Source organism: Pseudomonas sp. D1-36 (assembly GCF_051132205.1).
Lineage (GTDB): Bacteria > Pseudomonadota > Gammaproteobacteria > Pseudomonadales > Pseudomonadaceae > Aquipseudomonas.
This window is the reverse complement of record NZ_CP071674.1, coordinates 4,480,945-4,507,150: the sequence shown is the minus strand read 5'-3', so window position 1 is coordinate 4,507,150 and position 26,206 is coordinate 4,480,945. Positions and strand designations below refer to the sequence as shown.

The 26,206-nt window shown below is 60.7% G+C and carries 26 protein-coding genes; 8 read left to right on the top strand and 18 right to left on the bottom strand.

All coding sequences use genetic code 11. The features are described from left to right. Positions 1–32: 32 nt before the first annotated feature. A complete protein-coding gene (locus J3P76_RS20110) occupies positions 33–668 on the bottom strand; it encodes a TetR/AcrR family transcriptional regulator (protein WP_420764220.1) in 636 nt (211 codons plus the stop codon). A gap of 93 nt (positions 669–761) precedes the next feature. Between J3P76_RS20110 and J3P76_RS20105 the strand changes: the two genes are divergently transcribed. After that, positions 762–1,862 (top strand): efflux RND transporter periplasmic adaptor subunit, encoded by a 1,101-nt coding sequence (locus J3P76_RS20105; RefSeq protein ID WP_420764221.1) that lies wholly within the window; start codon positions 762–764, stop codon positions 1,860–1,862. A gap of 6 nt (positions 1,863–1,868) precedes the next feature. Continuing rightward, positions 1,869–4,934, top strand: coding sequence for an efflux RND transporter permease subunit (locus J3P76_RS20100; protein ID WP_434562513.1), 3,066 nt, complete (start codon positions 1,869–1,871; stop codon positions 4,932–4,934). Positions 4,935–5,069: 135 nt separating this feature from the next. Here J3P76_RS20100 and J3P76_RS20095 read toward each other — a convergent pair whose 3' ends face one another. The 3 genes from J3P76_RS20095 to plsB are packed head-to-tail and all read right to left on the bottom strand — an operon-like array spanning position 5,070 to position 8,742. Further along, positions 5,070–5,759, bottom strand: a complete 690-nt coding sequence (locus J3P76_RS20095; RefSeq protein ID WP_434562515.1) for a DUF4197 domain-containing protein — start codon at positions 5,757–5,759, stop codon at positions 5,070–5,072. Between the two features lie 29 nt (positions 5,760–5,788). Beyond that, the gene (locus J3P76_RS20090) at positions 5,789–6,187 is read right to left on the bottom strand and encodes a YbaY family lipoprotein (protein WP_420764223.1); all 399 of its coding nucleotides are present in this window, start codon (positions 6,185–6,187) and stop codon (positions 5,789–5,791) included. Positions 6,188–6,240: 53 nt separating this feature from the next. After that, complete coding sequence (gene plsB / locus J3P76_RS20085) at positions 6,241–8,742, bottom strand: glycerol-3-phosphate 1-O-acyltransferase PlsB (protein WP_434701171.1); 2,502 nt, start codon at positions 8,740–8,742, stop codon at positions 6,241–6,243. Positions 8,743–8,982: 240 nt separating this feature from the next. On the opposite strand from plsB, the gene J3P76_RS20080 reads away from it, so the two are divergent. After that, positions 8,983–9,192: a cold-shock protein gene (locus J3P76_RS20080; RefSeq protein WP_007927922.1), complete on the top strand. Its 210-nt coding sequence runs from the start codon at positions 8,983–8,985 to the stop codon at positions 9,190–9,192. Positions 9,193–9,331: 139 nt separating this feature from the next. Here J3P76_RS20080 and J3P76_RS20075 read toward each other — a convergent pair whose 3' ends face one another. The 3 genes from J3P76_RS20075 to dapE form a co-directional block, all read right to left on the bottom strand. Then, entirely contained in the window at positions 9,332–9,709 is a 378-nt protein-coding gene (locus J3P76_RS20075; RefSeq protein ID WP_420764225.1) for a hypothetical protein, read from the bottom strand. Positions 9,710–9,788: 79 nt separating this feature from the next. After that, positions 9,789–10,598 carry a putative RNA methyltransferase gene (locus J3P76_RS20070; protein ID WP_434562519.1) on the bottom strand — a complete coding sequence of 270 codons (810 nt, stop codon included), beginning with the start codon at positions 10,596–10,598 and terminating at the stop codon, positions 9,789–9,791. Continuing rightward, positions 10,598–11,749: a succinyl-diaminopimelate desuccinylase gene (gene dapE, locus J3P76_RS20065; protein WP_434562521.1), complete on the bottom strand. Its 1,152-nt coding sequence runs from the start codon at positions 11,747–11,749 to the stop codon at positions 10,598–10,600. The genes J3P76_RS20070 and dapE overlap by 1 nt, the downstream gene beginning before the upstream one ends. Before the next feature lie 291 nt (positions 11,750–12,040). Between dapE and tcdA the strand changes: the two genes are divergently transcribed. Continuing rightward, positions 12,041–12,853: a tRNA cyclic N6-threonylcarbamoyladenosine(37) synthase TcdA gene (gene tcdA / locus J3P76_RS20060; RefSeq protein WP_053182857.1), complete on the top strand. Its 813-nt coding sequence runs from the start codon at positions 12,041–12,043 to the stop codon at positions 12,851–12,853. Positions 12,854–12,978: 125 nt separating this feature from the next. Here the strand turns inward: tcdA and J3P76_RS20055 are convergent, their stop codons facing one another. From J3P76_RS20055 to J3P76_RS20040, 4 genes are all read right to left on the bottom strand, one after another. Next, complete coding sequence (locus J3P76_RS20055) at positions 12,979–13,383, bottom strand: SufE family protein (RefSeq protein ID WP_434562523.1); 405 nt, start codon at positions 13,381–13,383, stop codon at positions 12,979–12,981. Beyond that, on the bottom strand, positions 13,380–14,585 hold the full coding sequence (locus tag J3P76_RS20050) for an aminotransferase class V-fold PLP-dependent enzyme (protein WP_434609807.1): 1,206 nt from the start codon (positions 14,583–14,585) through the stop codon (positions 13,380–13,382). The genes J3P76_RS20055 and J3P76_RS20050 overlap by 4 nt, the downstream gene beginning before the upstream one ends. A gap of 73 nt (positions 14,586–14,658) precedes the next feature. Beyond that, a complete protein-coding gene (gene dapD, locus J3P76_RS20045; protein ID WP_420764230.1) occupies positions 14,659–15,693 on the bottom strand; it encodes a 2,3,4,5-tetrahydropyridine-2,6-dicarboxylate N-succinyltransferase in 1,035 nt (344 codons plus the stop codon). Between the two features lie 32 nt (positions 15,694–15,725). Beyond that, positions 15,726–16,034, bottom strand: a complete 309-nt coding sequence (locus tag J3P76_RS20040; protein ID WP_238349422.1) for an arsenate reductase — start codon at positions 16,032–16,034, stop codon at positions 15,726–15,728. A 37-nt stretch (positions 16,035–16,071) separates the two neighbouring features. Between J3P76_RS20040 and J3P76_RS20035 the strand changes: the two genes are divergently transcribed. Then, positions 16,072–16,503, top strand: a complete 432-nt coding sequence (locus J3P76_RS20035; protein WP_434609810.1) for a hypothetical protein — start codon at positions 16,072–16,074, stop codon at positions 16,501–16,503. Positions 16,504–16,586: 83 nt separating this feature from the next. Here the strand turns inward: J3P76_RS20035 and J3P76_RS20030 are convergent, their stop codons facing one another. Further along, positions 16,587–16,958: a helix-turn-helix domain-containing protein gene (locus J3P76_RS20030; RefSeq protein WP_434609812.1), complete on the bottom strand. Its 372-nt coding sequence runs from the start codon at positions 16,956–16,958 to the stop codon at positions 16,587–16,589. A gap of 5 nt (positions 16,959–16,963) precedes the next feature. Beyond that, entirely contained in the window at positions 16,964–17,266 is a 303-nt protein-coding gene (locus tag J3P76_RS20025; protein ID WP_434609814.1) for a type II toxin-antitoxin system HigB family toxin, read from the bottom strand. A 1,027-nt stretch (positions 17,267–18,293) separates the two neighbouring features. Here J3P76_RS20025 and J3P76_RS20020 point away from each other — a divergent pair. Next, positions 18,294–18,656 (top strand): DUF6124 family protein, encoded by a 363-nt coding sequence (locus J3P76_RS20020; protein WP_434609816.1) that lies wholly within the window; start codon positions 18,294–18,296, stop codon positions 18,654–18,656. 240 nt (positions 18,657–18,896) lie between these two features. Here the strand turns inward: J3P76_RS20020 and J3P76_RS20015 are convergent, their stop codons facing one another. Together J3P76_RS20015 and J3P76_RS20010 are read right to left on the bottom strand one after the other, a co-directional pair. After that, complete coding sequence (locus tag J3P76_RS20015) at positions 18,897–19,199, bottom strand: Fis family transcriptional regulator (RefSeq protein WP_420764233.1); 303 nt, start codon at positions 19,197–19,199, stop codon at positions 18,897–18,899. 10 nt (positions 19,200–19,209) lie between these two features. Beyond that, the gene (locus J3P76_RS20010) at positions 19,210–19,551 is read right to left on the bottom strand and encodes a type II toxin-antitoxin system RelE/ParE family toxin (RefSeq protein WP_028237030.1); all 342 of its coding nucleotides are present in this window, start codon (positions 19,549–19,551) and stop codon (positions 19,210–19,212) included. Positions 19,552–19,553: 2 nt separating this feature from the next. Here J3P76_RS20010 and J3P76_RS20005 point away from each other — a divergent pair, with 2 nt between their 5' ends. Beyond that, positions 19,554–19,784, top strand: coding sequence for a DUF6124 family protein (locus J3P76_RS20005; protein ID WP_434609819.1), 231 nt, complete (start codon positions 19,554–19,556; stop codon positions 19,782–19,784). 262 nt (positions 19,785–20,046) lie between these two features. Here J3P76_RS20005 and dapC read toward each other — a convergent pair whose 3' ends face one another. The 3 genes from dapC to map all read right to left on the bottom strand — a co-directional run bounded on the left by dapC (position 20,047) and on the right by map (position 24,912). After that, positions 20,047–21,246 (bottom strand): succinyldiaminopimelate transaminase, encoded by a 1,200-nt coding sequence (gene dapC, locus J3P76_RS20000; RefSeq protein ID WP_434609821.1) that lies wholly within the window; start codon positions 21,244–21,246, stop codon positions 20,047–20,049. Positions 21,247–21,382: 136 nt separating this feature from the next. Then, entirely contained in the window at positions 21,383–24,085 is a 2,703-nt protein-coding gene (locus J3P76_RS19995; RefSeq protein ID WP_434609823.1) for a [protein-PII] uridylyltransferase, read from the bottom strand. 44 nt (positions 24,086–24,129) lie between these two features. Then, the gene (gene map / locus J3P76_RS19990) at positions 24,130–24,912 is read right to left on the bottom strand and encodes a type I methionyl aminopeptidase (RefSeq protein WP_186705495.1); all 783 of its coding nucleotides are present in this window, start codon (positions 24,910–24,912) and stop codon (positions 24,130–24,132) included. Between the two features lie 375 nt (positions 24,913–25,287). Between map and rpsB the strand changes: the two genes are divergently transcribed. Next, on the top strand, positions 25,288–26,025 hold the full coding sequence (gene rpsB, locus J3P76_RS19985; RefSeq protein WP_003198231.1) for a 30S ribosomal protein S2: 738 nt from the start codon (positions 25,288–25,290) through the stop codon (positions 26,023–26,025). Positions 26,026–26,206: the final 181 nt, after the last annotated feature.

Here is a 26,206-nt window from a genome sequence, read left to right as displayed (position 1 = left end):
GAATGAAGCCCCCAGGTGATGGCGCTTGGGAACTAGGGCCGATAGGCCCGCATGAACAACCCCACCACTTCCTGCACATGAGCCTCGGCCGCCTCGGCGTCTTGCGGTCCGTCGCAGCCGTACAGCAACCTGAAGTTGGCCGCCCCCTTGATCAGGCAGAAAAAATGCTCGGCGGCATTTCGCGGTTTGTCGATGCTCAAGGCGCCGCTCTGGTTGACCTTGCTCAATAACCGCTCCATGCCGCAGAGCATGCGTTGCGGGCCGGCCTCGTAGAAAATCGTCGAGAGCTTCGGATCCTGACTACCCAGGGCGACCATCAGCCGATGCAGATTCACCGACTCGTCGCTGTTGATCAGTTGATTGAAGCCTCGGGCGATGTTCAACAACACGTGTTCGATCGGGACGCCTTCGACCCATTCGAAGAACAGCGGCGGCACTTGCTCCTCGCACTTGGCGATCACCGCGGCGGAAAACAGCGTTTCCTTATCGTTGAAGTGGCTGTAGACCGTCAGCTTCGATACGCCGGCCTCGGTCGCCACCGCATCCATGCTGGTACTGGCGTAACCCAGGCTCAGGAAGAGATTTTTGGCCGCATCGAGAATGGCCTGGCGTTTGGCCAGATCCTTCGGACGACCAGGGCCGCTGGGAGGGGGAGGATTGTTCGACATTCTTCGCTTTAATACTGGACTGGTGAGTTTGCTATTAATAACATACCCGCCAGTATAATTATTCCAAGCATCATTAGCGAAAGGTCATCCACCATGTTCCGCTATGTCCTGCCCCTCGCCGTGCCAGTCAGCCTGGCTTTTTTATTGTCTGCGTGTGGCCACGAGGAGCCGGTGGCCGTCACCGTCCGCCCGGCCATGGTGGTAAAGCCCGAGCCCTCGGCCCAGGCGATGGACAGTTATCCTGGCGAAGTGCGGGCGCGATTCGAGCCGGACCTGGCCTTTCGCATCGGTGGCAAAGTCAGCCGACGGCTGGTGGAGGAGGGGCAGCGGGTCAAGGCCAATCAACCCTTGGCTGAACTCGATCCCGAAGACGTGCGTCTGCAACTCGAGGCGAGCCGGGCCCAGGTCGCTGCCGCCGAGGCCAACCTGAGCCTGGTGCGTGCCGAGCGTGACCGCTACAAGACCTTGATGGAGCGGCAGATGGTCAGCCGCTCCCAATACGACAACGCCGAAAATCTCTTTCGCTCCGGGGCCGCGCGGGTCAAGCAGATCAAGGCTGAATTCGACGTTGCCAGCAACCAGGCCAGCTATTCGATTTTGCGTGCGCCCCAGGATGGCGTCGTGGCCCGGCGTTCGGTGGAAGTGGGTCAGGTCGTGTCGGCCGGTCAAACCGTCTTCACCCTGGCCACCGACGGTGAACGCGAGGTGCTGATCAGCCTGCCGGAGCAGAGTTTCGGTCGGTTCAAGATTGGCCAGCCGGTTTCGGTCGAGCTGTGGAGCCAACCTGATCAGCGCTTTAGCGGACGTATCCGCGAACTCTCGCCGGCCGCCGATCCCAGATCCCGCACCTTCGCCGCTCGTGTCGCCTTCACCGCCGGCAGCGTCCCGGCGGAACTGGGCCAGAGCGCCCGGGTGTTTATCCAGAATGCCGAAAAGGTCCCCCTGTCAGTGCCGCTGTCGGCCCTCACCGCCGAGAACGGCGCGACTTATGTCTGGGTGGTCAACCCCGACAACACCCTCAAGAAAGTCCCGGTGCGTGTCGGTGCCTTTGGCGAAAACAACGTGCCGGTGCTTGAAGGCCTGGGTGCCAATGACTGGGTGGTGGCCGCTGGCGTGCATGTGCTCCTGGACGGCCAGCAGGTGCGGCCGGTGGATCGCTCCAACCGCGTAGTCAACCTGGCGGCCAAGGAGTAACCCCCGATGGGCTTCAATCTTTCCGAATGGGCGTTGCGGAACCGCCAGATCGTACTGTTCCTGATGCTGTTGCTCGCAATCGTCGGGGCGCTTTCCTACACCAAGCTTGGCCAGAGCGAAGACCCGCCGTTCACCTTCAAGGCCATGGTCATTCGCACGATCTGGCCAGGCGCCACGGCTGAGGAAGTGTCGCGCCAAGTCACCGAGCGCATCGAAAAGAAGCTGATGGAAACCGGCGATTACGAAAAGATCGTCTCGTTCTCCCGCCCGGGCGAATCCCAGGTGACGTTCATGGCTCGCGACTCCTTGCATTCCAAGCAGATTCCCGAGCTGTGGTATCAGATCCGCAAGAAAATCAGCGATATCCGGCATACCTTGCCGCCGGGTATCCAGGGGCCGTTCTTCAACGATGAGTTCGGCACCACGTTTGGCAATATCTACGCACTCACCGGTGACGGCTTCGATTATGGCGTGCTCAAGGATTATGCCGACCGCATCCAGATCCAGCTGCAGCGGGTCAAGGATGTGGGCAAGGTCGAATTGCTCGGCCTGCAGGACGAGAAAATCTGGGTCGAACTGTCGAACGTGAAACTGGCGACCCTCGGCCTGCCGCTGGCGGCGGTCCAGCAAGCCCTGGAAGCGCAGAACGCGGTGTCTACGGCCGGATTCTTCGAGACCGCCAGCGAGCGATTGCAGCTACGGGTTTCCGGGAATTTCCAGACCGTGGAAGAGATCCGTGACTTTCCGATCCGCGTGGCCGACCGCACCTTCCGCATCGGCGATGTAGCAGACGTGCGTCGCGGCTTCAACGATCCACCCGCGCCGCGCATGCGGTTCATGGGCGAAGATGCCATCGGCCTGGCCGTGGCGATGAAGGAGGGCGGTGACATCCTTGTGTTGGGCAAGGCCCTGGAAGTCGAGTTTGCCCGCATCCAGAACACGCTGCCGGCGGGTATGCAATTGCGCAAGGTTTCCGACCAGCCCGCGGCGGTGAAGACCGGTGTCGGCGAGTTCGTCCAGGTGCTGGTGGAAGCGCTGACCATCGTGTTGCTGGTGAGCTTTTTCTCCCTGGGGCTGCGTACCGGGATGGTGGTGGCGCTGGCGATTCCGCTGGTGTTGGCGATGACCTTCGCCGCGATGTACTACCTGGGGATCGGCTTGCACAAAATCTCCCTCGGCGCGCTGGTCTTGGCCCTGGGGCTGCTGGTGGACGACGCGATCATCGCCGTGGAGATGATGGCGATCAAGATGGAGCAAGGCTTCGACCGGATCAGGGCGGCCAGCTACGCCTGGACCAGTACGGCGTTTCCGATGCTCACCGGGACTTTGATCACCGCGGCGGGCTTCCTGCCGATCGCCACCGCCCAATCGGGCACCGGCGAGTACACCCGTTCGATTTTCCAGGTGGTGACCCTCGCACTGTTGGCTTCCTGGGTGGCTGCCGTGGTATTCGTGCCGTACCTGGGGGAAAAACTCCTGCCGGACCTGGCGAAGATTCATGCGGCCAAGCATGGCACGGTGGACGGCCAGCCCGATCCCTACGGTACGCCGTTCTACCAGCGTGTACGGCGATTGGTGGAGTGGTGCGTGCGTCGGCGCAAGACCGTCATCGCGTTGACCGTGCTGCTGTTCCTGGGCTCAGTCGTGTTGTTCCGTTTTGTCCCGCAGCAGTTTTTCCCGGCGTCGGGGCGCCTGGAGCTGATGGTCGATTTGAAATTGGCCGAAGGCGCTTCGTTGGTCAACACCGCCGAGCAGGTCAAGCGCCTGGAAGCGTTGCTCAAGGACCACGCCGGTATCGACAACTACGTCGCTTATGTCGGCACCGGTTCACCGCGTTTCTATCTGCCCCTGGATCAACAACTGCCGGCGCCGAGCTTCGCCCAATTCGTGGTGTTGGCCAAGACCATCGAAGACCGCGAGCCGTTGCGCAGTTGGCTGATCACCACCCTGAACGAGCAGTTCCCAACCTTGCGCTCGCGGGTGACGCGCCTGGAGAACGGTCCGCCGGTGGGCTACCCGGTGCAGTTTCGCGTGACAGGCGAGCACATCGAGGAGGTGCGGGCCCTGGCGAGGAAAGTGGCGACAAAAGTCCGGGAAAACCCCTACGTTGCCAATGTGCATCTGGACTGGGAAGAGCCCAGCAAAGTGGTCTATCTGAACATCGACCAGGACCGTGCGCGAGCCTTGGGGGTGACCACCGCGAATCTGTCGAGCTTCTTGCGAAGCTCCCTCACCGGATCCAGCGTCAGCCAGTACCGTGAAGACAACGAGTTGATCGAGATTCTGCTGCGCGGCACGGTGCATGAGCGCACGGAGCTGTCGCTGTTGCCAAGCCTGGCGGTGCCGACCGACAACGGCACGACCGTTGCCCTGTCGCAGATCGCCACGCTGGAGTATGGCTTTGAAGAGGGCGTGATCTGGCACCGCAACCGCCTGCCGAGCGTGACCGTTCGGGCCGATATCTACGGCAAAGAACAGCCAGCGACCCTGGTGCAGCAGATTTTCCCGACCCTGGATCCGATCCAGGCGGAACTTCCGGATGGTTATCTGCTTGAGGTGGGTGGCACGGTAGAGGACTCGGCCCGAGGCCAGAAATCGGTGAACGCCGGTGTGCCGTTGTTCATCGTGGTGGTGCTGACCTTGTTGATGCTGCAACTGCGCAGCTTCTCTCGCACTGCCATGGTCTTCCTCACCGCGCCGCTGGGGTTGATCGGCGTGACGCTGTTCCTGTTGGTGTTCCGCCAGCCGTTCGGTTTCGTTGCAATGCTTGGCACCATCGCCTTGTCCGGCATGATCATGCGCAACTCGGTGATCCTGGTGGATCAGATCGAACAGGATATCAAGGCCGGGCTTGCCCCGTGGCAGGCGATCATCGAAGCGACGGTGCGACGGTTCCGCCCGATCGTGCTCACCGCGCTGGCGGCGGTGCTGGCAATGATCCCGCTGTCACGCAGCCTGTTCTTCGGCCCGATGGCGGTGGCGATCATGGGGGGATTGATCGTGGCAACGGCATTGACGCTGCTGTTCCTGCCGGCGTTGTATGCGGCGTGGTTCAGGGTCAAGAAGACTTGAACCGAGTCTGATAGCACTGAAAATCAAATGTGGGAGCGAGCCTGCTCGCGATTGCGGTGCTACAGCCAACAGAGATGTTATGGCTGATACCGATATCGCGAGCAGGCTCGCTCCCACAGTGTTTTTGCGCTTGGCTTAGAGAGTGCCAAAAACCTTCTTCGCCAAACTGGTCGCCGCAGCCGCCGGATTCTGGCGAATGGTGGCTTCCTGTTTTGCGATCATCTCGAACAAACCATCCAGCGCCTGTTCAGTCACATAGTTCTCGACATTGGCGCTCTTGGCATCGACCACTCCCAGTGTCGCGGCTTGGCCGGCAAAGGCGTTGTATTGCTGGGCCAGGCCGACCTTGTCGGTGGCTTGCTTGACGATGGGCAGGAACTTGGCGCGAATCTGCTCGCGGCTGCTCTTGTTCAGGTACTGGGTGGCCGAATCGTTGCCGCCGCTCAATATGCCCTTGGCGTCGCTCACGCTCATGTTCTTCACGGCGTCGACCAGGATCGGCTGGGCCTGCACCACCGCGGCTTCGGCCGCCTGGTTCATGCTGGTTTCCAGCTGATCCACCTGGTCGCCCATGCCGAAGGCTTTCATCTTGCTGGCGACTTTGCCGAGCTTGCCTGGCAATTCAATCTTGACGTCCGGGTTGTTGCTGAACCCGCCTGGGGTGCCCAGCTGCTTGACCGCCACCTGGGCGCCCTGGGTCAGGGCATCCTTGAGACCACCCGTGGCGTCTTTCTGGGAAAGGTCGCCGAGGGACAGGGCCATGGCATTGGCGCAGATCAACAGGCCGGCGCACAGGCCGGTGAAACGAAGGGTAAAGCGGAGCATGGCAGCTTCCTTGAAGAGTGGAACAGGAATCAGCGTGCAGCGTTGACGCGAATCTTCAACGGCTGCGGATCTTTGCCATCGAGCTGCACGGTGTGTTGTTCAGTGCTGATGAACATCAACTGGCCGTCGACTTCGATGCGGGCGCTCACGGCATAACGGTGGCCGGGCTTGACCTGCGCCGGATCATAACTGAGCTTGAATGGTAATGGGACTTGGCCTTTGACGGGGCCCCGCTGCTCATCGACCGTCACGGCTGGCGCGTCGGCGAGGGAGACGTCTTGCAGGCTCACGGTCAAGGTAGCAGTGGGCGGTAAGGCGATGCGTTGCAGGTAGAACACCTCGCCGTCGAGGCTGTTCTTGCTGGCCAGCGGCGTGCTGGAGCAGGCGCTGAGCAACGTGGCAGCAGCGACGAGAAGAAGCTTTTTCATGGGGACATTTCCATATTGGGGGCCCCAGTGAAATCCTGGGGCCTGTGACAGAATCAATCCTGGGTGACTGGCGTGTCCGGAGCCATGGCGTCTTCACTGCGATGCAACGCCACCTGGCGGATCGACAAGCGAATCTCCGCCGGCAACACACGCTTGGCCGCGCCTTCGGCCAATTCGCCGAGCAGCTCGTGATAGCTTAGCTTGCCCGCTTCATCACGGCGCAGTACGTCGAGGTCGAGCATCGTCTGGATGAAGTGGCGGAACAGGCTCTTGTCGAAGAACTCCGGCGCGTTGAGTCCGTGCAGGATCGACAGCCGCTGGGCCATGACTGTGCAGAGGTCTTCCAGTTCTTCGGCGCTGATGCTGTTCTGCCCGCTGTTGAGCAGCAGCGAAACGGTCATGTAGAAGCGCTGCAAGGTCTGGGCGATGCTCTTCGATAGCAAGGTCAGCAGCACAAAGTTTCGAGAACTTGGAACGGGACGCAAGTACAGGTCTTTCTCGAAGCGCAGCAGGCCCTGTTCGACGAACGCTTCAAGCCACTGGTCGACCACATCGTCCAGTTCTTCCAGCGACCAACGAATGAACAGCTCCGATTGCAGGTACGGATACAGGGCCCGTGTATAACGCAGGATCTGTTCGCGGCTCATGCGCGAGCTGCTCTGGAAGAAGCTCGCCAGCAGCGCCGGAAGGGCGAAGATGTGCAGCACGTTGTTGCGGTAGTAGGTCATCAACACCGCGTTCTGTTCATCCAGATACAGAATCTTGCCCAAGGCATCGCTCTGTTCCGACAGCAGGTCCATGCCTTTGACATGCTCGATCAACGCCCGGCCGTCGCCCTCAGGCAAGGTGGTGTGGGGCGAATAGGGCACTTTGCGCAGCAGCGCGAGGTACAAGTCCAGCACGCGGGCCATGGCCTGGTCGTCGAGAGCCAGTCGGCTGGTGGACAGCAATGCCAGGGCGACAAGGTTGACCGGGTTGATAGCGGCGGCCTCGTTCAGGTGCCGCGCCACGCGTTCGCCGAGGCGGTTGGTGGTCGCGTTGAGCCAGGCCGGCTTGAATTGCGGGCCCAGCTCCTGCTGGCGCCAGCCAGGTTGCTCGCCGTCGAGGAATTCCGCCAGCTTGATCGGCTCGCCGAAGTTCACCGCCACTTGGCCGAAGCGTTGCTTGAGGGCGCCGATGACCTTGAAGATGTCGAAGATCGACTCCTTCTTCTTGCTCGCGCCGCGCAGTTCGCCCAGGTAGGTACGGCCTTCCAGGACCCGCTCATAACCGATGTACACCGGCACGAAGACGATGGGCATGCGTGACGAGCGCAAGAAGCTGCGTAGGGTAATGGCGAGCATGCCGGTCTTGGGTTGCAGCATGCGCCCGGTGCGCGAACGGCCGCCTTCGACGAAGTACTCCACCGGGAACCCCTTGGTGAACAGCGTATGCAGGTATTCGTTGAACACGGCGGTATAGAGCGGGTTGCCCTTGAACGTGCGGCGCATGAAAAACGCCCCGCCGCGGCGCAGCAGGCTGCCGATCACCGGCATGTTCAGGTTGATGCCGGCGGCGATGTGCGGTGGCGTCAGGCCATTGCGAAACAGCAGGTACGACAGCAGCAGGTAGTCGATATGACTGCGGTGGCAGGGGACATAAATGACTTCATGGCCTTGGGCAACGTTTTGCACGCCTTCGATGTGGTTGACCTTGATGCCGTCGTAGATCTTGTTCCAGAACCAGCTCAGCACCACTTCCAGGAAGCGGATGGCCGTGTAGGTGTAGTCCGAGGCGATCTCGTTGCCGTAGCGCAGGGCCTGGGCTTTGGCTTTCTCCGGCGAGATCTTCTCCCGCTCGGCTTCTTCGGCGATGGCCTGCTTGACCAGCGGCTGGTTCAACAGACCCTTGACCAGATGGCGTCGGTGGGAGATGTCGGGACCGATGACCGCCGCTTTCAAGTTGCGAAAGTGTACCCGCAGGATCCGCTGGGCCATGCGCACGGTGCGTTCGTGGCCTTTATCGTGCTCGATCAGTTCGCGCAGATGGATCGGGGCGGAGAACTGCACGCGGGTCTTGCGCCCCAGGATCATGATGCTCAGCAATCGGCGCAGGCGTCCGGTGACCGCCCAACTGTCGGCGAACAACAGTTTCCACGGGCTGGATTCGCTGTCGGGCGATTGGCCCCAGAACACGCTGACCGGAATGATCTGCGCGTCCTCGGCGGCGTTGTGGGTCAGCACGTCGACCAGCCGCGTCAGGGTGGGCGGCGCACCGCGTTTATCCTGGCGCCCGAGCCAGTCCGGTGCCGGCGTCAGGTAGAAAAATGCCGCCGGCTCCAGCAGGTTGCCCACCGAGACCGGCAGTACCGGGCGCGGCAGGCCGGCCTTGGTGCATTCGGTGTCGAGCACCGCCAGGTCGGTCAGCGAAGGGTCTTGCAGGACGTAGAACACGGGGCGACTGCGGTCGAGGTTGAGGGTAAAGGACGACTGATTGATCGTCTCGGAGCGAACCCAGAGATATAAAAGTCGGCGCAAGGTGCCAAACACAAGACGGCGGAACGGGGAGCGGGTCATACGGCTTCTGCATGAGTGAATGGGATGGAGCGGGCGCCAGTGTGCCGGATTCGTCGAAAATCGGCAAAAAAGCACCGAAGTAAAGTCAGTTGAGAGTTTTTCCGGGTGTCATATACTCGGCCGGTTACTGCCCGGGGCTTCCCCATGGACGTTCGGACGGTGGCTTAGGTTCGTACGGCTTTGCCTTTTCAATCGGGCGGGAAAAGCCGACTTAACAATAAGAAAACAGGAGTGAGCATCATGGCAACACGCGAAACCGGCAGTGTGAAGTGGTTCAACGACGCCAAGGGCTACGGCTTTATCCAGCGCGAGGGCGGAGCGGATGTGTTCGTGCATTACCGCGCGATCCGTGGCGAGGGCCACCGCTCACTGACCGAAGGCCAGCAGGTCGAGTACGCGGTCGTGGAAGGCCAGAAGGGCCTGCAGGCTGAGGATGTGGTGGGGTTGTAAGCCGCATTCACCGGCAACACAAAACCCTGTGGGAGCGAGCCTGCTCGCGAAAGCTGTGTATCAGACAATGACTCATTAACTGTCACACCGCTTTCGCGAGCAGGCTCGCTCCCACATTAGATCAGCGCTGGGCGCTAAATCACGCCGTTTTCCAGGTAATCTCTTCTTCCCCATCGGCGCTGATGCGGATCCAGCGGTCCGCCGATTCTTCCCCTTCTTCTTCCACCCAGGAGCCGGGCGCGCAGCGCACTTCGACGTTCAGCGCGGCGAAGGCGGCGCGGGCGCAGGCAATGTCGTCTTCCCACGGGGTCTGGTCACTTTCCAGATAGAGGCTGTTCCATTTTCCTACGGCCTTGGGCAGCCAGGTCACCGGAATGTGGCCAGCCTTGCACTTGTAGGTCTGGCCTTTCTGTACCCAGTCGCTGCATGGGCCCAGGGCCTCGCCTAGCCAGTGGGCGATGGCCTTGTGGTCAACGTCGGCGTCCTTCAGGTAAATCTCGATATCGGGTTGGCGCATGGATGTCCTCACTGTGGTCTTGAAAAATCCATTCGCGGATTTAGCTGGCCCCAAGCGATTGCCAGGGGCCAAAGGTTAATTATTGAACAATGAAATAATCGTAGCGCATCGACACCGTGACTTCGAACGGCTCGGCCTGTTCGATCACGTTGGCGCGGCGCTCGGCGCTGGCGCGCCAGCCGTGGGGCGTCATCGCCAGCAGATTGGCGCGGTCCTGGCCGCTGTCGAGCGTCAGCTTGAATTCCAGGGTTTCGCTGTGATCCAGCGCCATGCCGGGCGGCACCAAGGCCAGGTGCTTGTCGTCCGTGTACTCGCGCACTTCGTCGTACAGGCGCTCGCGCAATTCCATCAGGTGGCCGGCGGTAGGGCCGACTTTCATCAGGCCGCCGCCGGGGCTGAGCAAGCGCTTGGCCTCTTGCCAATCCAACGGGCTGAACACACTCGCGAGGAACTGGCAGCAGCCATCCGCCAGCGGCACCCGGGCCATGCTGGCGATCAACCAGGTAAGCCGCGGGTTGCGCTTGCAGGCGCGCTTGACCGCTTCGCGGGAGATGTCGAGGGCATAGCCATCGGCGTTGGGCAGGGCATCGGCGATTTGCGCGGTGTAGTAGCCCTCACCACAACCGATGTCGAGCCAACGCCCAGGTGCCCGTTCAGCGGCCAATTCGGCCAGGCGCCGGGCGACCGGGGCGTAGTGCCCGGCATTGAGAAAGTCGCGGCGAGCTTCGACCATCGCCTGGTTGTCGCCGGGGTCGCGGCTGTTCTTGTGCTGCACCGGCAACAGGTTCAGGTAACCCTGCCGCGCACGGTCGAACCGATGCCCGGCGGGGCACACCACGCCGTTGTCCACCGCGTTCAGCGGTTCACTGCAGATCGGACAGGCGAGCATCAGGCGAGCAACTTGATCAGCGTCTTGTAGTAGATCTCGGTGAGGACGTCGAGATCGGCCGCCAACACGCGTTCGTTGACCTGGTGGATAGTCGCGTTGACCGGCCCCAGCTCCACCACTTGCGTGCCCATGGTGGCGATGAAGCGACCGTCGGACGTGCCGCCGCTGGTGGAAGCTTTCGTCTCGCGGCCTGTCACGTCCTTGATGCTCGACGACACGGCGTCCAGCAGGGCACCCGGCTCGGTGAGGAATGGCAGGCCGGACAAAGCCCAGTCGATGTGCCAGTCCAGCTGATGCTTGTCGAGGATATCGGCGACGCGCTGTTGCAGGCCCTCGACGGTGGATTCAGTGGAGAAGCGGAAGTTGAACACCGCTTCCAGATCGCCGGGGATCACGTTGGTCGCGCCGGTGCCAGAGTTCAGGTTGGAGATCTGGAAGCTGGTCGGTGGGAAGAAATCGTTGCCATGGTCCCAGTGCTCGGCGGCGAGTTCGGCCAGGGCCGGCGCGGCCAGGTGGATCGGGTTCTTCGCCAGGTGTGGATAAGCCACGTGACCCTGTTTGCCGCGTACGGTGAGTTTCGCGCCGAGGGAGCCGCGACGGCCGTTCTTGACCACATCGCCCACCAGCGTGGTACTCGACGGCTCGCCGACGATGCACCAGTCCAGGCGCTCCTGGCGGGCCTTGAGGCGTTCGACCACGGCTTTGGTGCCGTGGTGGGCCGGGCCTTCTTCATCGCTGGTGATCAGGAAAGTCAGCGAGCCCTTGTGGTCCGGGTAGTCGGCGACAAACCGCTCGGCCGCCACAACCATCGCCGCCAGGCTGCCTTTCATGTCCGCCGCGCCGCGGCCGCAGAGCATGCCGTGTTCGTCGATGACCGCATTGAACGGGTCGAGCTGCCACGCCTGCACCGGACCGGTCGGCACCACATCGGTGTGGCCGGCGAAGCACAGCACCGGGCCGTCCTGCTTGCCATGGCTGGCCCAGAAGTTATCCACATCCTCGATGCGCATCGGCTCCAGCTTAAAACCGGCGTCGCCCAGGCGCTGCATCATGATTTTCTGGCAATCGGCATCCAACGGCGTCACGGACGGACGGCGGATCAGGTCGATGGCGAGTTGCAGGGTTGGCGAAAGGTCGGCGTGGGCCGTCATGGAAGCTCCGGGAATAATGTGGACGCAAGGCTAGTGCGGGAGCAGGCTGGCTCGCGCAAAATGGCGGTTATCTTATAGCAAAACGACTCTCATGGGCCCCTGGTGCTGGTCGGTTGGAACACAAATCCTGTGGGAGCGAGCCTGCTCGCGATGGCGGTGGATCAGTCGATACTCTATTGACTGGATTGACGCCATCGCGAGCAAGGGGAAATTGGTGGGATTCAATTCGCGAACAGCTCGAATTGCCACGGCAAAGCCCTATAATGCGCGCCGGTTTTTGGGGTAACGGTCATGAGTACAGAAGATCCACGGTTTGCCGGCATCGCCCGTTTGTATGGCATCGAAGGCCTGGAGCGCCTGCGGGCGGCCCATGTGGCAATTGTCGGTGTTGGCGGCGTCGGATCCTGGGCGGCGGAAGCCATTGCCCGTTGTGGCGTGGGCGAGATTTCGCTGTTCGACTTGGACGACGTCTGCGTCAGCAACGCAAACCGCCAACTACACGCCCTGGATAGCACCGTCGGCAAGCCCAAGGTCGAGGTGATGGCCGAGCGGCTGCGCGGCATCAACCCCGATTGCACCGTGCATGCAGTCGCGGACTTCGTCACCCGCGACACCATGGCCGAGTACATCACGCCGAACATCGACTGCGTGATCGACTGCATCGACAGCGTCAATGCCAAGGCCGCGCTCATCGCCTGGTGCAAGCGCCGCAAGATCCAGATCATCACCACCGGCGGCGCGGGCGGGCAGATCGACCCGACGCTGATCCAGGTCTGTGACTTGAACCGCACCTTCAATGACCCGCTGGCCTCCAAGGTGCGCTCGACCTTGCGCCGCGACTACGGCTTCTCCCGCACCGTGACCCGCCACTACAGCGTGCCGTGCGTGTTCTCCACCGAACAACTGCGCTACCCGAAACCGGATGGCAGCATTTGCTTGCAGAAGAGTTTTGTCGGAGACGGCGTCAAGCTCGACTGCGCCGGCGGGTTCGGCGCGGTGATGATGGTCACGGCGACGTTCGGCATGGTCGCGGCGACCAAGGCTGTGGATAAGATTGTCGCGGGCGTGCGGCGGCCGGCGGACAGGGTCAAACCCGGGGAGTGATGCAGCGCAGTTGACTAAGGGAGTGATGACCTGTGGCGAGGGAGCTTGCTCCCGCTGGGCTGCGCAGCAGACCCATTAATGTGAGCGCTTCGCGCTCAAGCGGGAGCAAGCTCCCTCGCCACAGGTTATTGCGTCAGTTCGCGCATGCGCTTCAACACCGCATTCAATCCATTGCTGCGCGACGGCGATAGCTGCCGCGATAACCCCAACTGATTGAACCAATCCGGCAAATCAACCTGCTGTAACTCGTCAGCGGATAAGCCATTGACCCGCGCGAGCAACAACGCCACCAAGCCACGGATCAATCTCGCATCGCTGTTGGCGGAGAACTGCCAGTGGCCATCGCGCAACTGCCCCACCAACCACACCTGGCTCTCACAGCCGTGGACAAGGTTGGCGTCGCACTTGTCTGCATCGCTCAATGGCGCCAGGCGATCGCCCCATTGCATCAGCAGGCGGGCCCGCTGTTCCCAACCGGAGGCGTCCTGAAAAACTTGCAGCGCGGCGACCGCATCGGCAGGCAGGTTCATCGCAGCATCTCCAAGGCCTGGTCCAGGGCCTCGAAAAAACGTTCGAGATCGGCGGAGTCGTTGTACAGCGCCAGCGACACCCGAATCGCCCCGGACAGCTTCAGATGCCTGAACAGCGGCATTGCGCAGTGATGCCCGGCGCGCACGGCGATGCCTTGCTCGGTCAGCAGGTGCGCCAGGTCGGCATTGTGGATGCCGTCGACCACAAAACTGACGAGGGCCAGTTGCGGCTCGCCCACCAGGCGCACGCCGTTGCGCGCCTGCAGGCCGTGAAGCAGATAGTCATGCAGGGCAGTTTCATGATCGATGACCGCCTGCCCGTCGAGGCCGGACAGGTAATCGAGGGTCGCTCCCAGGCCGATCACACTGGCGATAGGCGGCGTCCCGGCTTCGAAACCCAGTGGCGCCGGGCGGAAGGTGGCGCTGTGGTAATCGGCCTGCTGCACCATTTCGCCGCCAAACTGCCAGTGACGCAGTTGGCCAAGCGCTGCGGTGCGGCCAAACAGCACGCCCAAGCCTTCCGGGCCGTACAGCTTGTGACTGGAAAACACATAGAAGTCGCAGCCCAAGGTCTCCACATCATGACGACCATGGACGACGCCTTGGGCGCCATCGATGACCGTCAGCGCACCCTGCGCCTTGGCCATCGCCAGCAATGCCGGCAACGGCTGCCAAGTGCCAAGCACGTTGGACAATTGGCTCACCGCCAACAGGCGCGTGCGAGGACCGATAAGCTCGGCGGCCGCAGCGCTGTCGATAACGCCGTCGGCGTCCAGTGGCAGTACCACCAGTGTCAACGCGCGGCGCTCGGCCAGTTGCTGCCAGGGCAACAGGTTGGCGTGATGCTCCAGGGCGCTGACGACAATTTCATCGCCTGGGTTGAACAGGTGTTCCAGCCCGTAGGCGAGCAGGTTCAACGCCGAAGTGGCGCCGTGGGTGAATACGATTTGCCCGCAGTCACCCGCGTTGAGCCATTGTGAGACCTTGAGGCGACTGTCTTCGAATGCCTGGGTGGCCAGGGCTCCGGGCAGATGTTGCGCCCGGTGCACGTTGGCCGCGCCGTTGGCGTAGTAATGCGCCAGAGCGTCGAGCAAAGCTTGGGGTTTTTGCGTGGTGGCGGCGTTGTCCAGGTAGGTCTGGCCTTGCCGTTGCAGGGCGGCGATGGCCGGGAAATCGGCACGCCAGGGGGATTGAATCAACATGCTTGCGGGCCCTGCTGGAGTTACGCCGGACCCTGTGGGAGCAAATCTGCTCCCACAGGTGATGGTGTGAAGCTTAGTTGTGCGCGTGCAATGCTTCGTTGAGCTCGATGGCCGACTTGTGGGTCTTGCATTCCACCGCGCCGGTCTCGGAGTTACGGCGGAACAACAGGTCCGGCTGGCCAGCCAGATCGCGGGCCTTGACCACTTTGACCAGCTGGTTGTTCTCATCCAGCAGGGCGACTTTGGTGCCGGCGGTCACGTACAGGCCCGACTCCACGGTGTTGCGGTCGCCCAGCGGGATACCGATGCCGGCGTTGGCGCCGATCAGGCAGCCTTCGCCGACCTTGATCACAATGTTGCCGCCGCCCGAGAGAGTACCCATGGTCGAGCAGCCGCCACCCAGGTCCGAGCCCTTGCCGACGAACACGCCCGCCGAAACACGGCCTTCGATCATGCCCGGGCCTTCGGTGCCGGCGTTGAAATTGACGAAACCTTCGTGCATGACCGTGGTGCCTTCGCCCACATAGGCGCCCAGGCGCAGGCGCGCGGCGTCGGCGATACGCACGCCGGCCGGGACCACGTAGTCGGTCATTTTCGGGAATTTATCCACCGAGAACACTTCCAGCAACTCGCCACGCAAGCGGGCTTCGAGCTGGTGCTCGGCCAGTTCGGCCAGGTCGATCGCGCCCTGGCTGGTCCATGCCACGTTTGGCAGCAGCGGGAAGATACCGGCCAGGTTCAGGCCGTGAGGCTTGACCAGACGATGGGACAACAGGTGCAGCTTCAGGTAAGCCTCAGGGGTGGAGCTCAGCTGGGCATCCTCGGCCAACAGGGTGGCGACCAGCGGCTTGTGGCTTTCAGCCAGGCGAGTCAACAGCTTGGCTTGCGCGGCGTCGACGCTGCGAAGTGCCTCGGCCAGTTGCGAGGCCTGAGCGGTGGTGAAAGTGATGGCCTGGTTGCCTTCGCTGTAGCCAAGGATCGGCGCGACGGCTGCCACGATCTCGGCCGACGGGTTGAGTAATGGCTGTGCGTAGAACACTTCCAGCCAGGCGCCTTCACGATTTTGGGTGCCGACGCCGAAGGCCAGGCTGAACAGGGTAGTGGACATGAAATTACCTCTACAAAATGGACTGGGCAGGCTTACTTGATTTCTGCCGCGTAGATATCTGGCTTGAAGCCAATCAGGGTACGGTCACCGAGGTCGAGCACCGGGCGCTTGATCATCGAGGGTTGGGCGAGCATCAGTTCGATGGCTTTCGTCTGGTCGAGATCGGCTTTGCGTTCGTCGTCGAGTTTGCGAAAGGTCGTACCGGCGCGGTTCAACACCACTTGCCAGCCATGCTCGTCGCACCATTGAGTCAGGTGCTCACGGTCGATGCCGGCGGTCTTGTAGTCATGAAAATCGTAATGCACAGCGTGATCATCGAGCCAGGTGCGCGCCTTTTTCATCGTGTCACAGGCTTTGATGCCGAAAAGGTGCAACGTTTTGCTTGAATCGGTCAAGGAACTGCCCCCTTTGCAGGTGCCGGAAATAAAAGGTGAAGGATTATGCCATGACCGGACGGTTTCGCGGCGGCCCAGGTTGATGTACACCAAAACCTGTGGGAGCGAGCTTGTGGGAGCAAAGCTTGCTCGCGATACAGGCGACACGGTTCAACTGCAACACTGTGTCATCGTTCATCGCGAGCAAGCTTTGCTCCCACAGGCTCATTCCACAGGGCAGGGCTGCGACATAGGTGTAACGGCCAAGCTGATGTTAGGCGGTCAATATGGCACTTCAACTGCAAGCTGTTGCCGGATATGTGTAGCTGGCATTGCAGTTAAGCTTATTCCGACCCGTCTGCCTGGCTGGGTCAACGCCGAGAGGGATCCAGAAGATCAACAATTTGCGACCATCGAGATCACATCCATTTTCTGATCCTTACCCTAACGACAAAGCCCGCAGATGTGGGCTTGTCGTTTCTGGAAGACATAAAAAAGCCCGGACTGCCCGGGCTAGTATCAGGCAGCTTTTACTGGCTTTATCAGGCTTTCTGCTGGAATGCCGAACATATCGTGAAGCTTCCAGATCATGGGCAGAGTTAACGAGCGTTTACGGTTGAGCACCTCGTATACGCGGTTCGTTTTTCCGATAGCGGGAGCCAGATCGGCCGCGGTGAGTCCGGATTGCTCCATGCGAAACTTGATGGCTTCAATTGGGTCAGGCAGATCAACCGGGAAGTTCTTGGTTTCGTAGGCCTCGATCAGAGTGATCATGACTTCGAAAGCATCGCCTTCCGGGGTGCCAGGTTCAGGCTCATTCTCAAACAGGGGAGAGATCTCTTTGAGAGCTATCCGGTATTCGTCATCGGTGCGGATTGGGCGAATGTTCATGGTGATTACTCCATTTCCACGGTGTTTACGTCGATCTCATCGTACCGACGATGAGTGCCGACAAACTTGATGTACACAGCGCCGAAGCGGTAGGCAATGGCGACCACCAGGCGGTAGTCGTTACCCTTGATGTTGAATACCACGCGGCGACTCTTGAGAATGCTTGCGTTACCGTATTGCGCCTTGATGTCGTTAGGGTTGGTCCAAGTGGCTTTTTTGGCATCGTCAAGCCAAGCCTTAAGCTGCTGTTCGGAATCTGGGTATTTCTCCCAGAAGGCTTTCAGGTGACTGATGGCGATAATTCTCATGGGTGAGAATGTAGTCCCGTGGTGGGACTTTTGCAAGCATTCACAAGCAACAGCTTGCAGTTCTGCCGGGCACTCTGTTTCCGATATCTTGGGCCCATCTTCCACAGGGGACGCCATGAGATTGTTCGTAGGCGCGGTAGCTATTGCTTTGCTGGCGGGGTGTTCTACGTCGCCAGTTTCTCCAGGCGAAGCGAAGCCGGTTCCGAAAGACTGATCCTTGCTTTCTCCTCAAAGCCGAAAGAGACATACGGAACCGTAGTCGTGACTTGAGACACGGGGTTCCTGGGGCGCGACTGCTATGTCGCTGTCCATATCGACGGAACGCTTGCTGCACGAATCGATGCCGGTGAGGTGGCGAAATTCTTTCTGCCCACGGCGATCACTTCGTCGGGCTCGGCATAGACAAGCAAGGCGGCATGTGCAGCTAGCCAGACCTCATAAAAAGCAAAGCCGCCCGAAGGCGGCTTCAATCGACACGCAGTTGAGCTTGCTCTGCCCCTTCTGCGTGGCTGGGTCAACCCGGAGAGGGACCCAGACTCCTGCCAGCGTTCGCCGGTGACGGGGGCGATCATGGCTACTGATATCAGCGAATTCAAGCGAGCTTGATTCTTGAAACAGGCTGCATGAGTTTTTTTGCGGTGTTAAACCCGTAAAATCAAGGGCTTGCTTCGATGAGGTGCGTTTTATTTCTTTTCTTGTCTGAGCAAGCGCTTGTGGTCTGTCAGACGCACCGAAGTTTCCGACAAGTTTTTAAGGTTGTCCGTCGGAAGCGAGGGCTCTAGCCTCTGGGTGTTGCTGCCAGTTCAGCGACCGGACGTGAGAATCCGAACTCCTCTAGGCGCGCAGGCGTCGACCATATAAAGTGCAGGCGCTTTTCGTCTGCGCATTATGTTATGGCGGCTGTGCGCGGGCATGCTTCGGCATGGCCGGGCTTCTAGGGACTCGGATTCTCACCCCGCGTACGGCTGCCACCCTCCGGTCCGTGAGAAGACTCGGTGGCGGCTCCCAATTCTCTAGGAGCAATAACATGATCAAAGATACGCCTAATCCTCCAAAGCCAGCCTCCACTTTCCCCTACGGCGATTACGCCCCCGAAAAACTGCAAGAAGCAGCTGACCGTGTGCTGGATCAATATCTCAAGCCTGATGACGACAGCAAGTCAGAGCCCAAGCCCTCAGTGCAGTTATTCACGGTGGCTGACGGTATCGACACCGAAGTGTTGCTGGCCAACCTCAGCGAAACCCTGGCTTCGGCCAATGCGATGCTCAATGATCTTGCCTTCGATCAGGACGGCTCGCGACGGCATGTAGCGTTGGGGGTGGCGCAGATGATTGAGTTGGGGATGTTGTTGGCGAACAAGTGCCTAGATCGGGTAGAGCTTCGGACTTGATGTAATAAGTGCCGGCCTCATCGCGAGCAGGCTCGCTCCCACAGGGTATGTGGTGTCAACAAATATGAGGTCTACATCAAACCCCTGTGGCGAGGGAGCTTGCTCCCGCTGGGCCGGGCTGGCGCTCCAGCGCGAAGCAGCCCTGAAACCGGGCAGCGCGGTATGTCAGGCAGATTGAGTTGACTGCTTTGGGGCTGCTACGCAGCCCAGCGGGAGCAAGCTCCCTCGCCACAACAGCTGTTATGCGTGGGTTTCTTCCTGCTCAGGCACCAGCCGTACTTCCACCCTCTGACCCAACGCACGCGCTGCGCTGGCAAGTGTTGCCAGCGTCATCCCCGCATCGTTCTGATCCAGCGCACGATCAACAGCAGTGCGACTGGTGTGCATCCGCTGTGCCAAGGCCTTTTTGGTCACTTTCTGAAGCTTCATTGCTTCGGCAATCTGCCAGGCAATAACGCGTTTGAGCGCAGCTGCGGAAACTTCTTCGGCGATACCTTGCTCGGCGAGGAAGTCGTCAAAATCAGATCCGATGTGTTTGTTCATTTGCTGTGCCTCATAGTCTTGCTTTGCGTTGCTTGGCGGTTGCCATGTCGGTGGTTGGCGTTTTTTGACTTTTCTTTATGAAAGCGTGGAGCAGAACCATGTCAGAGCCCACCACAGTGAAGAGAACGCGGGCGATGGTATCTCCAAGGTCAATCCTGACCTCCCATAGCCCAGTGTCCAGCTTGCGAACCACCGGCATACCTATAGGCCAACCAATCTGAACGGTTTTGATGTCAGTCCCGATCATCCGTCTATGCTCGCGAGGCAGATCAGTCAGCCATTCGCGAACAGGCTCATTCCCGGCGTCGGTGCGGAAGAAACGTACGTTCAGTATGGGGGCAATATCAACCATGAATGGGAGTGTACCGAAATAGGTGCATTTCACAAGTCCGGTTGCTACTGTCAATGTCTACAGAATCCTGCGATTGCGGGCATCTCCTGGCCTCGGCCTATGCAGTACTCAGCAACCTGACGTTTGACCTGGACGGCTCGCGACGGCATGTAGCGTTGGGGGTGGCGCAGATGATTGAGTTGGGGATGTTGTTGGCGAACAAGTGCCTGGATCGGGTAGGGCTTCGGACTTGATGTAATAAGTGCCGGCCTCTTCGCGAGCAGGCTCGCTCCCACAGCGTATGTGGTGTCAACAAATATGAGGTCTACATCAAACCCCTGTGGCGAGGGAGCTTGCTCCCGCTGGGCCGGGCTGGCGCTCCAGCGCGAAGCGGCCCTGAAACCGGGCAGCGCGGTATGTCAGGCAGATTGAGTTGACTGCTTTGGGCTGCTACGCAGCCCAGCGGGAGCAAGCTCCCTCGCCACAACAGCGGTCCGCTTCAGCGCGATACAGCCATCAACCCCGGCGCTGGATAAACGCTCGGATCCGCTCCGCCGCTTCCACGCATTCGGCCAATGGCGCAACCAGGGCCATGCGCACGCGGCCGGCGCCTGGGTTGACGCCGTCCACATCGCGGGACAGGTACGAGCCTGGCACGACGGTTACGTGTTCCTGTTCGAACAAGTCGCGGCAGAAGGCGGCATCATCGCCCGCTACGTTCGGCCACAGGTAGAAGCTGCCATCGGGGCGTTGTACGTCCAGCACCGGACTGAGGATTTCCAGCACGGCGTCGAATTTTTCCCGGTACAGGGCGCGGTTGGCTCGCACGTGCTCTTCGTCGTTCCACGCGGCGATGCTCGCCAGTTGGGTCTGAACCGGCATCGCGCAGCCATGATAGGTGCGGTACAGCAAAAAGCCCTTGAGGATATCGGCGTCGCCGCCCACGAAACCGGAGCGCAGGCCGGGCAGGTTGGAGCGCTTGGAGAGGCTGTGGAACACCACGCAACGCTTGAAGTCCTTGCGGCCCAGTTCGACGCAGGCGGTGAGTAGGCCTGGCGGTGGGGTTTGTTCGTCGAAGTAGAGTTCGCTGTAGCACTCGTCCGAGGCGATAACGAAGTCATATTCATCCGCCAGGGCGATGAGTTTCTTCAGCACATCCACCGGGATCAGCGCGCCAGTCGGGTTGCCGGGGGAGCACAGGAACAGGATCTGGCAACGTTTCCAGACGTCTGGCGAGACGGCATCGAAATCCGGATTGAAACCGTTCGTGTCCAGGCACGGCAGGTAATGCGGCTTGGCCCCGGCCAGGAACGCCGCGCCTTCGTAGATCTGGTAGAACGGATTCGGGCTCACCACCAAGGCGTTGTCGCCACGGTTGACCACGGTCTGGGTGAAGGCGAACAGGGCTTCGCGGGTGCCATTGACCGGCAGCACGTGGCGCGCCGGGTCGAGCCAGCCGTTCGGCACGTTGAAGCGGCGCTCGCACCAGCCGGTGATGGCTTCACGCAGTTCCGGGATGCCGAGTGTGGTCGGGTACACCGCCATTTTTTCCAGATTGCTGGCCAGCGCCTCGGCCACGAAGCTTGGCGAGCGATGCTTGGGCTCGCCGATGGACAACGCGATCGGGCGCTTGTCCGGGTTCGGCGTGACGCTGCCGAGCAGGGCGCGGAGTTTTTCGAACGGGTACGGCTGGAGCTGGTTCAAAGCGTTGTTCATCGGGGGCCTCGTTCAATGTGGGCGCGATCCTTTGTGGGAGCGAGCTTGCTCGCGACAGCGGTGGATCAGGCAACATCGGCTTGGATGTTCCGCGGCCATCGCGAGCAAGCGCGCTCCCACAGGGAGTGGTGTTCGTTCAGATGCTAATGCGAGTCAGGTGAGCATCGGGTTCCTGGTTGACGCTCAAGTGCTGGACGATCGCTTCCTGCAAGCGGCTGCAAAGCTGCGGATCGGACAACGGCTGGTTGTGGGCGTCGGTGATGAAGAAAACGTCTTCCACCCGCTCGCCGAGCGTGGCGATCTTGGCGTTCTGCAGCGACAGGTCGAATTCCAGGAAAATATGGCCGACTCGCGCCAGCAGGCCCGGGCGATCCGGTGCGCTGAGCTCCAACACCGTGACCTGACGCTGGGCGTCGTTGTGGATCGTCACTTGTGGTGCAAAGGCAAAATGCTTGAGCTGGCGGGGCACGCGTCGCTGGATGATGGTCGGGTAGTCCGCCGGGTTGCGTAGGGCGTCGGTGAGTCCGTCGCGAATCTGCTTGACCCGCGCCGGGTTGTCGCCAATAGAGTCGCCGTCAGTGTCGAGCACGATATAGGTGTCGAGGGTGAACTGGCTGGTGGACGTAATGACCCGAGCGTCATGGATGTTGAGATTGAGCTGGTCCATCGCCGCCACCGTCACCGCGAAGAAGTCGTGCTGGTCCGGCGCATAGATGAAGATCTGCGTGCCGCCCTCGAACTCGCGCTGGGTGGTTTCCTTGATCAACACCAGCGGCCCGCCATCGGCCGGTTGCTGCAGGATCGCGTCGCTGTGCCAGGCCACGTCGCCGGCGGTATGGCGCAGGAAATAATCATCACCCAATTGCGACCAGAGCTGCTCGACGTCGTCCGGATCAGTGCCCCCGCGCACCAGGATATCCAGGGCCGCGCTTTGGGTGCGGCGGATCTGCTCTTCGCGGTCCACGGGGTTTTCCAGGCCACGGCGCAAGGCGCGCTTGGTCTCGGTGTAGAGCTGGCGCAACAGGCTGGCGCGCCAGGAATTCCACAGGGTCGGGTTGGTGGCGTTGATGTCGGCAACGGTCAGCACGTAGAGGTAATCCAGGCGGGTTTCGTCGCCAACGGCCTGGGCGAAGTCATGGATCACCTGCGGGTCGGACAGGTCCTTGCGCTGGGCGGTGGTGGACATCACCAGGTGGTTCTGCACCAGCCAGACGATCAGCCGGCTGTCCCAAGTTGGCAGTTGGTGCCGCTGGCAAAAAGCCTCGGCATCCACCGCGCCAATCTCGGAATGGTCGCCCTGGCGGCCCTTGCCGATGTCGTGATACAGCCCCGCCATGTAGATCAGCTCGGGCTTGGGCAGCTTGGCCATGAGCTTGCTGGCCAGCGGAAATTTCTCCGACACCTGGGTGTACTGCAGCTTACGCAGATGCTTGATCAGGTTCAGGGTGTGGGCGTCGACCGTGTAGATGTGGAACAGGTCGTGTTGCATCTGCCCGACGATGTAGCCGAATTCCGGCAGGTAGCGCCCCAGGATCCCGTAGCGGTTCATGCGTCGCAGGTTGCGGTGCACGCCGATCTTGCACTTGAACAGTTCGATGAACAGGCTGGTGTTGCGGATATCGTGGCGGAAATCATCGTCGATCAGATGCCGGTTTTCCCGCAGCAGGCGAATGGTATCGGCGCGCACGCCCTTGATTTCCGGTTGCTGGGCCATGAGCACGAAAACCTCGAGCATGGCGAACGGGGTGCGGCGGAACACATTGGCATTGCGCGCTTCGATGTAGCCGTCGTGCAGTTGGAAGCGCGAGTTGATCGGCTGCGGCGGCTCCTCGTCCTCGGGGGCGAGGATGACCTCTTCGAAGTGCTGGATGATCAGTTCGCTGAGCTGGGCGATGCTCATCACGACACGGTAGTACTGCTGCATGAAGTTTTCGATGGATTGCTTGGCATCCTGTCCTTCGAAACCCAGCAGGCCGGCAATGGAGCGCTGATGATCGAACAGCAAGCGGTCCTCGGAGCGTCCAGCGAGCATGTGCAGGGCGTAGCGGACCTTCCATAAGAATTCCTGGGACGATGCCAGCAAGGCGTTCTCGCTTTCCACCAGGAAACCTTCGCCGGCCAGGGCTCGCAGGTTCAGCGTGCCGTACTGACGGCGGGCGACCCACAGGATCGTCTGGATGTCACGCAGCCCGCCGGGCGAGCCCTTGACGTTGGGCTCCAGGTTGTATTCGGTGTCGTTGTACTTGTGGTGCCGGGCCTTCTGCTCGGCATGCTTGGCCAGGAAAAAGTCTTTGCTGGGCCACATGTGCGCGGTGCTGGTCACATCCAGCATGCGCTGGCGCAGGCGCTCGGGGCCGGCGATGGTGCGGCTTTCCATCAGGTTGGTGATCACCGTCAGGTCGGCGCGGGCCTCGTCGGCGCATTCCTGCACAGAACGCACGCTTTGGCCGACTTCCAGGCCAATGTCCCACAGCAGCGTCAGGAAGCGCTCGATGGAATCGCGGAAAATCTCGTGGTCCGCGCTATCCAAAAGGATCAGCAGATCAATGTCGGAATAGGGGTGCAGTTCGCCACGCCCGTAGCCGCCCACCGCCACCAGCGCGATGTCGGCATCCTCGCTCCAGTTGAACTGGTCCCAGGCCTTTTGCAGGATGTTGTCGACGAACCAGGCGCGGTCTTCGATCAACCGGCGGATATCGCGGCCACTGCGAAAGCGCTGGTCGAGCACTTCGTGGGCCTGGCGGATCGCCTTCTTGAACGCCGAAATGGGGCTTGCCTTCAGGGCCAGTTCAGCCTGGAACTGGCCGCGGTCGAAGAGTTCGGGGTCCACCTGCGGCATCGAATGACTTTCCTTTCTATCTATATCTATAGGCTGGGTACGGGTCAGGCGGAAACACGCGCGATGGTGTCATCGCTGCGCAGGGTAAAGATTTCGTAGCCGGTCTCGGTGACGAGCAGCGTGTGCTCCCATTGGGCCGACAACTTGCGGTCCTTGGTGATGGCGGTCCAGCCGTCGCCCAGTACCTTGGTGTCGGCGCGGCCCTGGTTGATCATCGGCTCGATGGTGAAGGTCATGCCCGCCTGCAGTTCCATGCCGGTGCCGGCGCGGCCGTAATGCAGGATTTGCGGTTCTTCATGGAACACCTTGCCGATGCCGTGGCCGCAGAACTCGCGCACCACCGAGAAACCGTTCTTCTGCGCGTGCTTCTGGATCACTTCGCCGATGTCGCCCAGGCGGCAGCCCGGTTTCACCAGTTCGATGGCCATGTACATGCATTCCTGGGTGACCTTGGACAGGCGTTCGGCCCACTCCGGTACGTTGCCGACATGGAACATCCGGCTGGTATCGCCATGGTAGCCATCCTTGATGACAGTGACGTCGATGTTCAGGGTATCGCCGTCCTTCAATGGTTTCTCATTGGGGATGCCATGGCAGACCACATGGTTGATCGAGGTACAGATCGACTTCGGAAAGCCTTTATAGTTGAGCGGGGCAGGGATGGCTTTCTGCTCGTTGACGATATAGTCGTGGCAGATGCGGTCCAGCTCTTCAGTGGTAACGCCCGGCTTGACGTAGTCGGCGATCATTTCCAGCACTTCGGCGGCGAGTTTGCCGGCGACACGCATTTTAGCGATGTCCTCGGGAGTCTTGAGGGTAACGGTCATACAGGCTCTCTCTGCGCCCGACGGCGCTGTTCAAAACGAAATGGGCGGCGGATGATGATCCATGCGGCCCTGAAAGAGGCGATTCTAACAGACGATCAGCGCAAATCCCCGTCCACATGCATCGCTTCTCTCTATAGGGGTGTGCATCCATGGCCCATGAAAGGGCTGTGGGAAGGGGGCTTCACCGGGATTTCAGAATCCGTGTTCCGTTTTCGCCCTTGCTGTGGTATAAAATGCGCCGCTTTCCGGGGATGACCCCGTAAGCTTAAATCCACACACGTGTCGACACGATGACCTGGGTGCCTTCGGCTTTCACCGCCGCTGGTTGGTCATTGGGATACGTGGAGGCCAAACCCGACTTATCAAGGAACTATCATGTCCCAAGTCAACATGCGCGATATGCTGAAGGCCGGTGTGCACTTCGGCCACCAGACCCGTTACTGGAACCCGAAAATGGGCAAGTACATTTTCGGCGCGCGCAACAAGATCCACATCATCAACCTTGAAAAAACCCTGCCGATGTTCAACGAAGCACTGACCTTCGTAGAGCGCCTGGCCCAGGGCAAAAACAAGATTCTGTTCGTCGGCACCAAGCGTTCCGCCGGCAAGATCGTTGCTGAAGAAGCAGCACGTTGCGGTTCGCCGTACGTCGATCACCGCTGGTTGGGCGGCATGCTGACCAACTTCAAGACCATCCGCGCTTCCATCAAGCGTCTGCGTGACCTTGAAGTCCAGTCCGAAGACGGTACTTTCGCCAAGCTGACCAAGAAAGAAGCGCTGATGCGCACTCGCGATCTTGAGAAGCTGGACCGCTCCCTGGGCGGTATCAAGGACATGGGCGGTCTGCCTGACGCACTGTTCGTGATCGACGTTGACCACGAGCGCATCGCGATCACCGAAGCCAACAAGCTGGGTATCCCGGTCATCGGCGTTGTCGATACCAACAGCAGCCCGGAAGGCGTTGACTACATCATCCCAGGCAACGATGACGCCATCCGCGCCATCCAGCTGTACATGGGTTCGATGGCTGACGCTGTTATCCGTGGTCGCAACAACGTTAATGGCGGCACCGAAGTCTTCGCTGAAGAAGCTCCGGCGGCAGCCGCTGAGTAATTGACGCCCTGGCGTTGACTCAGTAAGCAAAAAGGGGGCTTGGCCCCCTTTTTGCCACCTCGAAAACCACTTGTCGCAAGCGCAGCTACCTGTTTGTAACCTGCAGCGATCTATAAACAGTGGTTTTTCCAGGAAGAATTGATCGCCCGTTCGGTCGGGTGGAATGGTTGAAAACCTATCC

What these genes read in the sequence shown, in the direction of transcription:
- dapD (WP_420764230.1), bottom strand. Translation starts at nt 15,693, where the DNA reads ATGTCCACTACCCTGTTCAGCCTGGCCTTCGGCGTCGGCACCCAAAAT.
- J3P76_RS20055 (WP_434562523.1), bottom strand. Translation starts at nt 13,383, where the DNA reads ATGAACCTGCCTGCCGATGCGGTCGCCGCGCTGCAAGTTTTTCAGGAC.
- J3P76_RS20075 (WP_420764225.1), bottom strand. Translation starts at nt 9,709, where the DNA reads ATGCGCCAACCCGATATCGAGATTTACCTGAAGGACGCCGACGTTGAC.
- J3P76_RS20100 (WP_434562513.1), top strand. Translation starts at nt 1,869, where the DNA reads ATGGGCTTCAATCTTTCCGAATGGGCGTTGCGGAACCGCCAGATCGTA.
- J3P76_RS20095 (WP_434562515.1), bottom strand. Translation starts at nt 5,759, where the DNA reads ATGCTCCGCTTTACCCTTCGTTTCACCGGCCTGTGCGCCGGCCTGTTG.
- J3P76_RS20015 (WP_420764233.1), bottom strand. Translation starts at nt 19,199, where the DNA reads ATGAACAAACACATCGGATCTGATTTTGACGACTTCCTCGCCGAGCAA.
- J3P76_RS20105 (WP_420764221.1), top strand. Translation starts at nt 762, where the DNA reads ATGTTCCGCTATGTCCTGCCCCTCGCCGTGCCAGTCAGCCTGGCTTTT.
- J3P76_RS20030 (WP_434609812.1), bottom strand. Translation starts at nt 16,958, where the DNA reads ATGAACATTCGCCCAATCCGCACCGATGACGAATACCGGATAGCTCTC.
- J3P76_RS20040 (WP_238349422.1), bottom strand. Translation starts at nt 16,034, where the DNA reads ATGAAAAAGGCGCGCACCTGGCTCGATGATCACGCTGTGCATTACGAT.
- dapC (WP_434609821.1), bottom strand. Translation starts at nt 21,246, where the DNA reads ATGAACAACGCTTTGAACCAGCTCCAGCCGTACCCGTTCGAAAAACTC.
- dapE (WP_434562521.1), bottom strand. Translation starts at nt 11,749, where the DNA reads ATGACGGCCCACGCCGACCTTTCGCCAACCCTGCAACTCGCCATCGAC.
- tcdA (WP_053182857.1), top strand. Translation starts at nt 12,041, where the DNA reads ATGAGTACAGAAGATCCACGGTTTGCCGGCATCGCCCGTTTGTATGGC.
- J3P76_RS20050 (WP_434609807.1), bottom strand. Translation starts at nt 14,585, where the DNA reads ATGTTGATTCAATCCCCCTGGCGTGCCGATTTCCCGGCCATCGCCGCC.
- rpsB (WP_003198231.1), top strand. Translation starts at nt 25,288, where the DNA reads ATGTCCCAAGTCAACATGCGCGATATGCTGAAGGCCGGTGTGCACTTC.
- J3P76_RS20070 (WP_434562519.1), bottom strand. Translation starts at nt 10,598, where the DNA reads ATGCTCGCCTGTCCGATCTGCAGTGAACCGCTGAACGCGGTGGACAAC.
- map (WP_186705495.1), bottom strand. Translation starts at nt 24,912, where the DNA reads ATGACCGTTACCCTCAAGACTCCCGAGGACATCGCTAAAATGCGTGTC.
- J3P76_RS20020 (WP_434609816.1), top strand. Translation starts at nt 18,294, where the DNA reads ATGATCAAAGATACGCCTAATCCTCCAAAGCCAGCCTCCACTTTCCCC.
- J3P76_RS20080 (WP_007927922.1), top strand. Translation starts at nt 8,983, where the DNA reads ATGGCAACACGCGAAACCGGCAGTGTGAAGTGGTTCAACGACGCCAAG.
- J3P76_RS20090 (WP_420764223.1), bottom strand. Translation starts at nt 6,187, where the DNA reads ATGAAAAAGCTTCTTCTCGTCGCTGCTGCCACGTTGCTCAGCGCCTGC.
- J3P76_RS19995 (WP_434609823.1), bottom strand. Translation starts at nt 24,085, where the DNA reads ATGCCGCAGGTGGACCCCGAACTCTTCGACCGCGGCCAGTTCCAGGCT.
- J3P76_RS20025 (WP_434609814.1), bottom strand. Translation starts at nt 17,266, where the DNA reads ATGAGAATTATCGCCATCAGTCACCTGAAAGCCTTCTGGGAGAAATAC.
- plsB (WP_434701171.1), bottom strand. Translation starts at nt 8,742, where the DNA reads ATGACCCGCTCCCCGTTCCGCCGTCTTGTGTTTGGCACCTTGCGCCGA.
- J3P76_RS20110 (WP_420764220.1), bottom strand. Translation starts at nt 668, where the DNA reads ATGTCGAACAATCCTCCCCCTCCCAGCGGCCCTGGTCGTCCGAAGGAT.
- J3P76_RS20010 (WP_028237030.1), bottom strand. Translation starts at nt 19,551, where the DNA reads ATGGTTGATATTGCCCCCATACTGAACGTACGTTTCTTCCGCACCGAC.
- J3P76_RS20005 (WP_434609819.1), top strand. Translation starts at nt 19,554, where the DNA reads ATGGGAGTGTACCGAAATAGGTGCATTTCACAAGTCCGGTTGCTACTG.